The sequence below is a fragment of the Prevotella sp. FD3004 genome, assembly GCF_000746155.1.
Lineage (GTDB): Bacteria > Bacteroidota > Bacteroidia > Bacteroidales > Bacteroidaceae > Prevotella.
This window is the reverse complement of the sequence record NZ_JQKR01000012.1, coordinates 1-13,418: the sequence shown is the minus strand read 5'-3', so window position 1 is coordinate 13,418 and position 13,418 is coordinate 1. Positions and strand designations below refer to the sequence as shown.

Annotated in this window: 8 protein-coding genes and 1 riboswitch; of the genes, 4 read left to right on the top strand and 4 right to left on the bottom strand. The window is 47.6% G+C overall.

Going from position 1 to position 13,418, the window contains the following annotated elements; genetic code table 11:
- Nucleotides 1-2 precede the first annotated feature (2 nt).
- The 4 genes from T325_RS03540 to T325_RS03525 all read right to left on the bottom strand — a co-directional run bounded on the left by T325_RS03540 (nucleotide 3) and on the right by T325_RS03525 (nucleotide 6,710).
- A complete protein-coding gene (locus T325_RS03540; RefSeq protein WP_081911031.1) occupies nucleotides 3-1,508 on the bottom strand; it encodes an SLC13 family permease in 1,506 nt (501 codons plus the stop codon).
- A 192-nt stretch (nucleotides 1,509-1,700) separates the two neighbouring features.
- Entirely contained in the window at nucleotides 1,701-2,708 is a 1,008-nt protein-coding gene (locus T325_RS03535; protein WP_028904089.1) for a 2-oxoacid:ferredoxin oxidoreductase subunit beta, read from the bottom strand.
- Between the two features lie 3 nt (nucleotides 2,709-2,711).
- Nucleotides 2,712-4,556 (bottom strand): 2-oxoacid:acceptor oxidoreductase subunit alpha, encoded by a 1,845-nt coding sequence (locus T325_RS03530; protein ID WP_036910483.1) that lies wholly within the window; start codon nucleotides 4,554-4,556, stop codon nucleotides 2,712-2,714.
- Between the two features lie 492 nt (nucleotides 4,557-5,048).
- The gene (locus T325_RS03525) at nucleotides 5,049-6,710 is read right to left on the bottom strand and encodes a nucleoside kinase (protein WP_036910482.1); all 1,662 of its coding nucleotides are present in this window, start codon (nucleotides 6,708-6,710) and stop codon (nucleotides 5,049-5,051) included.
- A gap of 124 nt (nucleotides 6,711-6,834) precedes the next feature.
- Here T325_RS03525 and T325_RS03520 point away from each other — a divergent pair, with 124 nt between their 5' ends.
- The 4 genes from T325_RS03520 to T325_RS03505 form a co-directional block, all read left to right on the top strand.
- A complete protein-coding gene (locus T325_RS03520) occupies nucleotides 6,835-8,565 on the top strand; it encodes a Na/Pi cotransporter family protein (RefSeq protein WP_369794032.1) in 1,731 nt (576 codons plus the stop codon).
- A gap of 49 nt (nucleotides 8,566-8,614) precedes the next feature.
- Nucleotides 8,615-8,709, top strand: a riboswitch (TPP riboswitch).
- Nucleotides 8,710-8,755: 46 nt separating this feature from the next.
- Complete coding sequence (locus tag T325_RS03515; RefSeq protein WP_036910481.1) at nucleotides 8,756-11,242, top strand: TonB-dependent receptor; 2,487 nt, start codon at nucleotides 8,756-8,758, stop codon at nucleotides 11,240-11,242.
- Between the two features lie 13 nt (nucleotides 11,243-11,255).
- On the top strand, nucleotides 11,256-11,837 hold the full coding sequence (gene pnuC / locus T325_RS03510) for a nicotinamide riboside transporter PnuC (protein WP_036910480.1): 582 nt from the start codon (nucleotides 11,256-11,258) through the stop codon (nucleotides 11,835-11,837).
- Nucleotides 11,838-11,943: 106 nt separating this feature from the next.
- Nucleotides 11,944-13,418, top strand: a 1,475-nt coding sequence (locus tag T325_RS03505; protein ID WP_036910838.1) for an L-fucose/L-arabinose isomerase family protein, incomplete at its 3' end; no start/stop codon positions are given.

Below are 13,418 nucleotides of genomic sequence, written 5' to 3'. Positions count from 1 at the left end.
ATTTAGATGAGTTTCAGCGTTCCCATCAGGTAAACCAGACCGAAACCTAATACCATCGAAACAATACCCATGATGATACCAACCTTCGACATGTCGCTCTGCTTTACGTAGCCCGTAGCAAATGCCAGTGCATTTGGTGGGGTAGAGATGGGCAGAATCATGGCTGATGAAGCTGCAATAGCCACACCGATCAGGATGGTTGATGTGCCGCCGATAGGTGCCAGCTTGTCGCCCATAGCACCGCAGACCATTGCCAGAATAGGCATCAGCAGAGCTGCAGTAGCTGAGTTTGAGATGAAGTTACTGAGCAGGTAGCAGATAGCACCACCAATCAGCAGAATGAGCAGGGGTGAGAACTCACCGAAGGGAATGCTCTCTACAGCATTGGCGGCCAGACCGGAAGAGTTAAGACCATAACCCAGTGCGAAACCACCGGCAACCATCCAGATAACACTCCAGTTAATCTGCTCAAGGTCGCGTTTATTGATAACGCCGGTCAGGGCGAAGATACAGAATGGAACCATGGCCACTGTGTTGGCGTTGATGCCTGTGATCTGGTCTGAAAGCCAAAGGAGTACAGTAACGATGAATGTAATGATGACTACTGTTGACTGGAAACCCTTCTGCATGCCACCGTCGATCTTCAACTCTATCGTCTTCTGACTGAATGGGAAGAACTTAAGCAGCAGGCGCCAGCTGATGAACAGCAGCAGGATCACGAGTGGGAACATGAACATCATCCACTGTCCGAAACCAAGACCCATATTTAATCCCTCAGGATCGTTCAGATACTTCAGGGCGATAGAGTTTGGAGGTGTACCGATAGGGGTACCCATACCACCAAGGTTGGCAGCAACAGGGATACTCATGGCCAAAGCAATACGACCCTTTCCCTCGGGTGGCAACTGGTGGAACACAGGGGTGAGGAATGTCAGCATCATAGCTGCTGTGGCAGTGTTAGATACAAACATTGAGAAAAGACCTGTGATGAGCAGGAAGCCCAAGAGTACCATCTCACTACGTGTGCCGAAGGGGCGGAGCAGAACTTTTGCCAACTGTGCATCAAGACCAGTCTTGGTTGCGGCAATAGCCAGTACGAAACCACCGATAAACAGCATGATGATAGGATCGGCAAACGAAGCCATCACGCCTTTGTGCGAGAGAAGTTTACCTACTTCATCAGGGTTAACCATTGGTGCAATACCACTATCAGAGCAGAATAGCAGCATCAGTACGATGATGGCGATAGATGTGGCCCACGAACTGACAACCTCAAGAATCCACATCAGCGTGGCAAAGGCAAAAATGGCGATGACGCGCTGCTGAATGACGGTGAGGTTCTGGATGCCGAACCACTCGGATGGCATATTCCAAAGTAATAAAGTAACGAGCGCTACCAAAGCGATCTTGATAGCACGTTTGGTACCATCAGCAGGATGGTATTTACGCTGGTGACGCATTTTGTGGTACGTCTCAACGAGATGAAATCCTTCGTAAATGTGAAACATATTGTTGTAAAGTTATTATTTAATATTTGGTTTTAAGTGAAAAAATTCGAGCGCAAAGGTAATCATTTTATTAATAATTAGAAATTAAGTGTCAGAAGAAATATCGGATAATGAGTGTATATTAACACAAAATCATCCCCATAGCCATCTGCCATGGGGATGATTGATATGTGGAGTTTACAAACTCGCGGTTTATTCTACTGTCCAGATGTCGTTGGTCTCGAGCAACTCCTCGAAGTTGTGGTATTTCTTCTGAGCAGCGACCTCAGCCAGCTGTGCGTGAACAGCATCGTTGTAGGTAGGAGCCTCAACGTCGCGAATCACACCGAGGGCGATGGGGAAACCATCCTCAGGAGTCATCATAGCGAGTTTCAACTGCAGGGTGTTATCCTCGCAGTGAGCATCGTGAACCAGTACATCGTCGATGGTGTAACCGTCCTTGCCAATCTCTACCACCTTCAAACCAAAGCCCTGCTGTACAAGTCCGAACTCATTGTTCTCACCGAATACGAGCTTCTCGCCGTGACGTACGTAGATGGCGTTCTTCTTACGGCCCTCGTTGTTGTAAACCACATCGTGGCAGTGGTCGTTGAAGATGACACAGTTCTGCAGTACCTCGGTAACGCTGGCGCCCTTGTGCTCATAGGCTGCCTTCAATACTTCAACAGTACCCTTGGCATCGGTAGCCACGCAACGGGCGAAGAAGTGTCCGCGAGCGCCGAAGCAGAGCTCTGCAGGGCGGAAGGGATCCTCAACGGTACCGTAAGGGCTCGACTTTGATACGAAGCCGCGGGGTGAGGTGGGTGAGTACTGGCCCTTGGTAAGACCGTAGATACGGTTGTTGAGCAGGATCATGTTGAGGTCGATGTTACGACGGTTGGCATGGATGAAGTGGTTACCACCGATAGCCAGTCCGTCACCATCACCAGATACCTGCCAGACAGTCAGGTTGGGATTAGCTACCTTAGCACCGGTAGCGATGGCAGCGGCACGACCGTGGATGGTGTTCATGCCGTAGGTAGCCATATAGTGAGGCAGACGGCTTGAACAGCCGATACCAGAGATGACTGCTACGTTCTCGGGAGCTACGCCAATCTCGGCCATGGCCTTATGGAGTGAAGCCAGGAAGAAGTGGTCACCACAACCAGGGCACCAACGAGGCTGGCCTTTCTTGAAATCTTGTGCTGTATAACTCATAATCGTTTACTTCTTTAAAATGTCCTCGAATGCGTTCACTAACTCTTCTACTACGAAGGGCTGACCCTTTACCTGATTGAACTGGTAAGGTACAAAGCCATCAACCTTCATGCGAAGGTAGGCAGCCAGCTGACCCATGTTCTGCTCGGCAACTACCACCTTCTTGTACTTCTTCAGTACGTCGGCAGTGTTCTTTGGTAGTGGGTTTAGATACTTGAACTGAGCCTGAGCAACCTTGTAGCCCTTAGCTTTCAGCTCATCCATAGCAGAGTGCAGATGACCGTAGGTAGAACCGAAGCCTACAATCAGCAGGTCGGCATCGGCGTCGCCATCAACTTCGAGGTCGGGCACCTGGATATTGTCAATCTTCTGCTGGCGCAGACGAGTCATCAAATCGTGGTTCTCTGGGTTGGTAGAGATAGCACCGGTGTTAGAGTCCTTCTCCAGTCCGCCCAGGATGTGAGCAAAGCCCTCACGACCAGGAACAGCCCAGTAGCGGGTGCCGTTCTCTGCACGCATGTAAGGTGTCCACTTGCCCTTCAACTCCTCAGGAACGTATGGCGGATTGATGGCATCGAGCTGAGCCATCTGTGGCAGCTTGAATGCGCCAGAGCCATTAGCGATATAAGCATCGGTGAGCAGTACTACAGGTGTCATGTGCTCGAGAGCCATCTTAGCAGCCTGATAAGCAGCGTCGAAACAGTCGGCAGGACTGGTAGCGGCCATTACTGGCATAGGGCTTTCACCGTTACGTCCGAAGAGGGCCTGTAACAGGTCGGTCTGTTCGCTCTTGGTTGGCAGACCAGTAGCAGGACCACCACGCTGTACGTCGAGAACAACCAATGGAAGCTCCATGATAACAGCCAGGTTCATAGCCTCGCTCTTCAGGCAGACGCCAGGACCAGAGGTCGAGGTAACACCGAGAGCTCCGGCAAACGAAGCACCGAGTGCTGATGCACAACCGCTGATTTCGTCCTCGCACTGTACGGTGATGACACCGCATGACTTGTGCTTAGAGAGCTCGTGCAGCACGTCGGTTGCAGGCGTAATAGGATAAGAACCAAGGTAAAGGCGCAGACCAGCCTTTTCGGCAGCAGCGATGAAACCGTAGGCGGTAGCCTTGTTACCAGTGATATCCATGTAGCGTCCAGGGGTCTTCTCCTTGGTCTCTACACGGTAAACGTTGATGGCATTAGAGTGAGTGTTGTGACCGTAGTCCCAACCGGCCTGAATGACCTTAATGTTTGCCTCTGCAATAGCGGGCTTCTTGGCAAACTTCTCGCGCAGGAAGTTTGCTACAAGGTTCAGATCGCGATCGAACAACCAGCATACGAGTCCGAGAGCGAACATGTTACGGCACTTCAGCATAGCTTTGTTGTCCATGCCGCTGTCGGCCAGACAATCCTTAACCATGGTAGTCAGTGGGCACTGGATAACACGGTCGGGGTCGATACCCATCTCACCTAAGTAATCCTCTGTAGCGAACTGGGCCTTCTCCAAATCCTTAGGACCGAAAGAATCGGTGTCGATGATAATCGTTGCACCGGGCTTAGCATAGCGATACTGAGTTTTCAGCGCTGCAGCGTTCATCGCTACGAGCACATCGCACTTGTCGCCAGGGGTGTATACCTTACCAGCGCCGATGTGAACTTGGAAGCCACTCACGCCTGTGAGCGAACCTTGCGGGGCACGAATGTCTGCGGGATAGTCGGGGAATGTCGAGATGCCGTTTCCAACGGTGGCACTGACCGTCGAGAAGATGTTTCCTGCGAGCTGCATACCGTCGCCGGAATCACCAGAGAAGCGTACAACCACTTGGTCGAGCTCTTTCACTTCTAATTTTTCAGCCATAACAATATTTGTTTATTCTAAAACTTTGCGGCTGCAAAATTATTCATTTTTAACCAAATAGCCAAAGAAAACCCCTAAAAAATGCATATAATCTTTTTGAATTCTTGCAAATTCTTGCATTTATGCATTTGTTTTGCAATATTTATGCAGAATATTCATTCGCCCCTTCTCCTATTTCTGCTTTTTGATTGCAAATTGTCAGCAAGAATAATCCTTTTCGTATTGACTGGGGATATTCCTGATGCTCTGTAATTTTGTGGCTCCGATACCGTAAATTCTTGCGGGACGAGAACTATCTCTGTTTCAACTAGTCCACACGGGAGACTCCACGCACTCAATGACAAATGACAGTTTGTGTTTGTAGTAAAGTCAAATCCAGATTATTTATAAATATGTAATAAATCTCTTTTCTCTCATTTCCAATAACTGTCATCTGTCATAATTGTTCTGTTCAACTCCAATATCAGGATCAAGTTTCTGAAGAACAAAAACTCAATACTTGAATGAACTGCCGCCAAGGAACTCGCGGAGGAGCGAAGTGGGTGGTATTTGTGTCTCGGGGATGGGCTTGATGTAGCGGAGAAACTTTAGCAAACGGTAGGCCTCGGCATGCTCCTTACAGTTCTCAGGTACCTGTTCCAATAGTGGCTCTGCCTGACTCTTAATAACGGCTAGCTCAAATAACATGGCGGTGTTGAACATGGCATCGGCATTCTCTTGATAAGGGAATATCCACTTGTTTTCGCCAGCGCGCACCGAAGGCCAGCGGCGGATGGTTTCCTGAGCAGAGACAGCACGGTACTTGTAGTCGCGGATGATGCGACGCAGCAGGCGGTTGTCGGTGGTAGGGATGTAGTTGTGGTTATCGAGCAGCACAGTGGTGAGTGCCGAGGCGTAGACGCGGAATATTTGATTGCTGGGGATCTGCGAGGTGAGTTCAGGGTTTAATGCATGGATGCCCTCTACCACAAGAATTTCGTTGGGACCTAAGCGTAACTTCCTGCCACTCTTCTGGCTGGTTCCTGTGGAAAAGTCGTAGCGTGGCAATTCTACTTCATCACCACGGAAAAGGGCGGTGAGCTGCTCGTTAAGCAGGGGAAGGTTCAGGGCATGGAGATGTTCGAAGTCGTAGTCGCCTTTTTCATCGCGTGGTGTCTGGTCTCGATCGATGAAATAGTCATCGAGTGAGATGGGTACGGGCTTGATTCCATTAACGGCGAGCTGCACGCTGAGACGCTTACAAGTCGTGGTTTTACCCGAAGAGGAAGGGCCTGCGATGAGTACCATCTTGATGCCCTTGCGCTGGGCAATCTCATCGGCTATTCCTGCAATTTTCTTCTCTTGCAAAGCCTCAGAGATTTGTATTAATTGGGGGGAGTAGCCTTTCGTGATGACCTCGTTCAGGTCGCCAAGCGTGCGAAGCCCAAGGATATCCTGCCACTGATGGTGTTCCTTGAAGATGCCGAACATTTTGTCCTGATGGGTCATCTCTCCCAATTCATCGGGATGTTGCATGGATGGTATGCGGAGCAGCAAGCCATCGTAATACTTTTCAAGCCCGAAGAGGTATAGTTGCGAAGTGTTTGTCAGAAGTGAGCCATAGTAGTAGTCCTTGTAGCCGTCAATGTCATAATAGGTGGTATATAGACTACCCGTACTCTCGAGTAGTTTGACCTTTGAGCGGTTGTGCAGGTTGTCGAACATGGTAATAGCTTCTTTCGTAGTCGTTTCGTGACGATGGATGGGCAGGGCGGCATCGATAATCTCCTGCATGCGGCGGCGGATGGTGCCTGCATCGTCGAGAGTAACGGGGCGGCCGATGTTAAGGTTCACGTAATAACCATTGCTTACAGGAATGTCTATCGCGACCTTACAAGGGCTGTAGAGATCGTGGACTGCTTTGCAAAGCACGAAGAAAAGGCTGCGGGTGTAAGCACGGCTGCCGCTGGGTGAGGTGATGTCTAAGAACTCAACCTCCTTTTGTTTGTAGACACGGAAATGCATGCCTTCCACCTTATTATTTACGCACGCAGAAATAGGACCGTGCTTCAACTGGATTCCTGAAAGTTGATAAACATCTTCGAGGGTGGCACCCATAGGTGCTTCGATTGTTTTTTCGTTGTTACGGATGAGGATCTTTATAGTCTGTTCCATGATGTTTTCTATTGCTTTAAGTTGTTTTTGTGGCAAAGATATAAAATAATTATGAATTATGAATAATGAATTAAGAACTTTTTTGTATCTTTGCATCCGAATTATCGAATCAAAAGAAATTCTTATGCTCGTATTATTCAAACTACTAGGCTCACTCGCATTGTTGATGTTCGGTATGAAATCGATGAGTGAAGCTCTGCAGAAAATGGCAGGTCCGCAACTGCGTCATGTTTTGGGCGCAATGACTACCAATCGTTTCACGGGAATGTTGACTGGTATGCTAGTGACTGCATCGGTACAGTCTTCAACAGCTACCACGGTGATGACGGTTTCGTTTGTAAATGCTGGATTGCTTACACTGGCACAGGCCATATCTGTAATCATGGGCGCAAATATCGGAACGACGCTGACGGCGTGGATTATGTCGGCAGGTATGTCGTTCGATATCACAAGTGCTGTATATCCGGCTTTTTTTATAGGAATCATTCTGATTTATCTGAAAAAGTACCGCTATATCGGTGATTTCCTGTTCGGCTTGTCGTTTCTGCTTTTAGGACTGGGTACACTCCGAATGACGGGAGCAGAGATGCATTTGGGCGAGAACCAGGCAGTACTCGATTTCTTTGCCTCGTTTGATCCGGACTCTTTCCTCACCACACTGATATTCCTCTTCCTTGGAGGGGTGCTGACTTTCTGCGTGCAGTCGTCGGCAGCTGTAATGGCCATTACCATGATTCTTTGTTCGAGTGGTGCGTTGCCTATCTATCAGGGTATTGCGCTTGTGATGGGTGAGAATATCGGAACTACCGTTACTTCAAACCTTGCCGCTCTCTCTGCCAATACGCAGGCTCGTAGAGCTGCTTTGGCTCACATGTTCTTCAATGTGTTCGGTGTTGTATGGATTCTGTTTGTCTTCCGTCCGTTTGTTGATGCCGTTTGCGGTCTTGTGGGCTATGACGTGACAATGGTAAAGGGAATGGCTGAAACGAAGTTGTTCCTGGCTAATGCTGCTAAACTGAGTTTTGTGTTGGCTGCCTTCCATACTTGCTTTAACGTGGTAAATACTTTTATTCTTATTTGGTTTATTCCGCAAATCGAACGTTTCGTATGTTGGGTTATCAAACCCAAGAAGATCGATGAGGAAGAAGATTTCCGTCTGCACTTCATTACAGCAGGTTTCATGAAGACCCCAGAACTTTCCGTGCTTGAGGCTCAGAAGGAGATTCAGGCCTTCTCGGAACGTATGCAGCGTATGTTTAATATGGTGCGTGAATTGCTAACCCTTTCTAGTAGTGCAACGAACAAGAAAGATAATAAAGCAGGTGATTTCAATAGGCTTTATACGCGCATTGAGAAGTATGAAGGAATCAGTGATAATATGGAATTGGAGATTGCAAAATATCTCGATTCCGTCAGTGATGCACATCTCTCTGATGATACAAAAGGTAAGATTCGTGCCATGCTCCGTGAGATTTCTGAGTTGGAATCGATAGGTGATGCCTGTTATAATATGGCGCGTACCATCTCTCGTAAATATAATGGAAAAGAAGACCACTTCATTGAGAAGCAGTATGAACATATTCATCAAATGATGGAGTTGACCGATCAGTCACTCTCGCAGATGAACCGCTTGATGCTAGGACGCAAGGAGTCGTTTGATGTGAACCGCTCATTCAATATAGAGCATGAGATTAATAACTACCGTAATCAGCTGAAGACGCAGAATATTACTGATGTCAATAATCATGAGTATACTTATGCTGTTGGTACCATCTATATGGACTTGATTAATGAATGCGAGAAACTGGCCGACTATGTGGTCAACGTAGTTGAGGCTCGCATGGGTCTTAGATAAAAAAATGGGGAAACGCTTTGTTTCCTCATTTTTTTTGCTTAATTTTGCCGCCGATTTCAAGGGGTGCCTGCGGGTGCAGGCTGAGATGATACCCTCTAACCTGATCCGGATTATACCGGCGTAGGGATGGAATAAAGGATTAGTCAACACATTTCCCCGTTACATCATTTTTTTAGTATTCAAAAGAGGTATGAAAAGATTGGCTTTTAGTGTGACTGCGCTGATGTGCGTAATAGGTGTCAATGCACAGAATCGTTCAGCGCTCTATGATTCTACTCAGGTAGAGCAGTTGCAGGAGGTCGTCGTCAAGGGTGTTAGAGCCCAGAAGAACGCACCTTTTGCCGTGGTAAACATTAAGAAACAGCAGCTTAATGAGTTTTCAAAGTCAGGAAAGGAGTTGCCTATGCTTTTCTCACAAACGCCAGGCGTTGTTGCATGGAGTGAGAACGGACTTGGTACAGGAACGACCTATATGCGCATTCGTGGCGCAGGTGATTCCCGTATCAATGTGACACTCGATGGTGTCCCCCTCAATTCGCCTGAGGATCAGTGCGTTTTCTGGGCAAATATGAACTCTTATGGTTCACTGCTCGGTAGTGTGCAGATACAGCGTGGTGTGGGAACATCAACCAATGGAGATGGTGCCTTTGGCGGCACTGTAGCCCTTGCATCGGCAACCCCATTGCAAGAACCAAGCCTTGAGGTTTCTGCTAGCTATGGATCTTTCAACACATATAATCTGGGTGGTAAGTTCTCAACAGGAATGTTATGGAATCACTTGATATTTGACGGTGCTTATCATGAAACGCATACCGATGGATTCATCCATGGCACAAGTGGCCGCTCAGGTTCTTATTATGGTGGCTTGACATGGTTAGGCAATAACTTTCAGATACGTTATAAGAACATCGGCAACTTCGAGCGTACGGGTCAGGCTTGGAATGGAATTACCGCAGGTAATGACGATTACTCGTTAATGGATGGCTGCTATGATGATGGAACATGGAGTTATAACTCAAAGACAGGCATCAAGGATTATCAGGATATGTGGAATGTGGGACTTGGAAAGTATAACTCACTTTATGAGAAACTTGTCACGGGAGAGGATGGCCTCTTTGTAAAGGATGCTAATGGTAATTATCAGGTGGAGCGTTACAAGATGGCAGATGGTACCTGTTGGGACAAAACCACAGATAACTTCTGGCAAAACCATAATATTCTTTCTGCAGCATGGACTATTAGTGACCATTGGAGCTCTACGGCCTCGTTACACTATACTCATGGCTATGGCTATTATAAGGAGTTCCGTCCGCAGAACAAAATCAAGAAACTGGGATTGCCTAACGCAGATTTCAATGATGAGGACATAACGAAAGTGAAGCGCACCGATTGGATTCGCAAGAAGGGACTCAAACAGGATACTTATGGTCTGGTGTGGAATATGAACTATAAGGATGAAGAGTGGGATGTTATCGGAGGTGTCTCGCTCCAGAATTTCGACGGCAATCACTTCGGCTATGTTACCTATCTCTCAGATGAGACCCTTAGGAGTCGTCTGCTCAATAATGGTGATTATCAGTATTATGATTCTGATGCCCATAAATTCGATGGGAATGTATTTCTGAAAGCCGCCTACCATATCACAGAACAGTGGGATGTCTTTGCTGATATGCAGTATCGGCACGTAAGTTATAAGACTGATGGCTGTAATGATAAGTTTGCCTACAACGAGAAAACGTATCTCTATGAGAAACATATTCTCGATATCGACAAGAAATACGATTTCTTCAACCCGAAGGCTGGTTTCTCGTGGCAGTTAGACGGGCATCGTGTTTATGGTTCTGTGGCACTGAGTCATCGTGAACCTGAGCGCAACAATTTTACCGATAATTACATCTATCCCGCACCTAAGGCAGAGCAGTTGCTTGATTATGAACTTGGTTATACTTATAATGGTGACATTTGGCGTGTTGGCGTGAATGGCTATTATATGGATTATACCGATCAGTTTGTGCAGACTGGACAAACTACTGACATCGGTGAAAAATTAACAACGAACATCAAAGACTCATATCGTATGGGTGTTGAACTGCAGGCTGGTATCGATCCTACGTCGTGGCTCACCATCGAGGGTAACGCTGCTCTGAGCAAGAATAAGATTAAGGACTTCGACGAGTTTGTTGAGGACTGGGATGACTGGGACTATAAAGATGATGTGGCTGGTCGGCGGGCAGCTATGGAAAAGTATCATATTGACGGTAATGGTGATGGATTTAGACAGTTCCATTATGACAATTCTACACTGGCTTTCTCGCCCTCGATGATTCTCAATGGATTTGTTAGGTTGCATTATAACGGATGGCAGGCAGTATGGCATACGAACTTCGTGTCACGTCAGTATCTTGATAATACCGAGAATACTGAGCGTTCTTTGCCTTGCTACTCTGTGTCGAATGCATCAATATCATATACCCTAAAGCCCAAGAAAGCAGTGAAAGAGGCTGTCTTTGGTTTGAACTTTGGCAATATTTTCAATCGCAGATATGCTGCCAGTGGCTGGGTCTATTCTGCTATTGCCGAGAGTTATGCCCATGCCAACGACAACCGTTACTATCAGCTTGGTTTTGTCCCGATGGCGGGCTTTACGATGGCTGCGAATATGACGCTGAGATTCTAAAGAGAATACAGACATGGAATTTCTGACAGCGCATTGGCTTGATATCGTAACGACAGTGTTGGGATTGGCATATATCCTGCTGGAATATAAAGCCAGTATTTGGATGTGGCTCGTAGGATTCCTGATGCAGTCGCTGGGCATTGTACTCTATTACCAAAAGGGGCTCTATGCTGATTGCGGCATGGAGTTCTACTATTTGGCGATGACCATCTATGGCTATTGGCGATGGATTCGGGGGTCGGCATCGAAGGAACCATTACCCATCCGTCATTTCCCTAGTCGGTTAGTGTTGCCATGGACACTACTGATTTTGGGTCTTTGGGGAATCATGTACTGGTTTCTCAATACCTTTACCGACTCTACCGTGCCGATGATCGACAGTTTCACAACGGCTTTGAGTGTTGTCGGTATCTGGGCCTTGGCACACAAGTATTTGGAGCAGTGGTTCATCTGGATAGTCGTCGACGTGTTTACCTGCGGGCTCTATTTCTATAAAGATATTCCTTTCAAGGCATCTCTTTATGGGTTGTATGTCGTCATTGCCGTGATGGGCTGGTTCAGATGGAAACGAACCATGGCAGAAGCGCAATGTTGATGATATAAAAAACTATAAAATCCGAAAACAGGTGTCTGCTTTCGGATTTTTTTTATACCTTTGCATCCGTATCAATCTAAGCATTACTTTTTAAACTCAGATGAATATGAAAAATGTACCTGTAATTAAGGTCGGAATCGTCGCCGTAAGTCGCGACTGTTTCCCTGAATCACTGGCTGTTAACCGCCGTAAGGCTGTTATTGCCAAGTATGTAGAGAAGTTCGGTAAGGATGGTATCTACGAGTGCCCTATTTGTATTGTTGAAAGCGAGATTCACGCTCAGCAGGCTCTTGAGGACGTAAAGAAGGCTGGATGTAACGCCCTCTGCGTATACCTTGGTAACTTCGGTCCTGAGATTTCTGAGACCATGATTGCTGACTGGTTCCAGGGCCCAACCATGTTCTGTGCTGCTGCTGAGGAGACTCAGAACGACCTGATCGACGGTCGTGGCGATGCTTACTGTGGTATGCTGAACGCTAGTCAGGCTTTGTCTCTGCGTAAGACTCGTGCTTACATCCCTGAGGAGCCTGTTGGCGACGCTGCTCAGTGCGCCGAGATGATTCACGAGTTCCTGCCTATCGCTCGTGCTATCGTTGGTCTGCAGAACCTGAAGATCATCAGCTTCGGTCCCCGTCCTAATAACTTCCTGGCTTGTAACGCTCCTATTCGTGCCCTCTATGATCTCGATGTTGAGATTGAGGAGAACTCAGAGCTCGACCTGCTTGAGGCTTTCCAGAAACATCAGGGCGACCCACGTATCGACGAGGTTGTAAAGGATATGGCTGCTGAACTCGGCACAGGTAACAAGATTCCTTCAGTTCTGCCTAAGCTTGCTCAGTACGAGTTGACTCTGACCGATTGGATCGAGGGTCACAAGGGCTCACGCCAGTTCGTAGCTATGGCCAACAAGTGCTGGCCTGCATTCCAGACCATGTTCGGCTTCGTACCTTGCTATGTTAACAGCCGCTTGACAGGTCGTGGTATCCCCGTAGCTTGCGAGGTTGATATCTATGGCGCTCTGTCAGAGTATATCGGAACATGTATCACCGAGGATGCTGTTACTCTGCTCGACATCAACAACTCTGTTCCTCAGGATATGTACGAGGAGAGCATCAAGGGCAAGAAGTTCGAGTGCGACACATACACAGAGAAGGAAATCTTCATGGGCTTCCACTGTGGTAACACCGCTTCAAGCAAGGTTTGCAACTGTCAGATGTGCTTCCAGCGCATTATGGCCCGCGCTCTGCCTGTAGAGGTTACTAACGGTACTCTCGAGGGTGACCTGAAGCCAGGTAAGGCTACTGTATATCGTCTGCAGTCTACAGCTGATACTAAGCTCCGTGCTTACATCGCTCAGGGTGAGATTCTGCCAGTAGCTACACGCTCATTCGGTTCTATCGGTACCTTCGGTATCAAGAACATGAGCCGCTTCTACCGTCACGTGCTCATCGAGAAGCACTACCCACACCACGCTGCCGTTATGTTCGAGCACGCTGGTAAGTACCTGTGGGAGGTTCTCAAGTACATGGGTATCCCCGTTGAGGAGATCGACTACAACTTCCCCAAGGGTGATTACTACCC

What these genes read in the sequence shown, in the direction of transcription:
- T325_RS03515 (WP_036910481.1), top strand. Translation starts at nt 8,756, where the DNA reads ATGAAAAGATTGGCTTTTAGTGTGACTGCGCTGATGTGCGTAATAGGT.
- T325_RS03540 (WP_081911031.1), bottom strand. Translation starts at nt 1,508, where the DNA reads ATGTTTCACATTTACGAAGGATTTCATCTCGTTGAGACGTACCACAAA.
- T325_RS03520 (WP_369794032.1), top strand. Translation starts at nt 6,835, where the DNA reads ATGCTCGTATTATTCAAACTACTAGGCTCACTCGCATTGTTGATGTTC.
- T325_RS03525 (WP_036910482.1), bottom strand. Translation starts at nt 6,710, where the DNA reads ATGGAACAGACTATAAAGATCCTCATCCGTAACAACGAAAAAACAATC.
- T325_RS03530 (WP_036910483.1), bottom strand. Translation starts at nt 4,556, where the DNA reads ATGGCTGAAAAATTAGAAGTGAAAGAGCTCGACCAAGTGGTTGTACGC.
- pnuC (WP_036910480.1), top strand. Translation starts at nt 11,256, where the DNA reads ATGGAATTTCTGACAGCGCATTGGCTTGATATCGTAACGACAGTGTTG.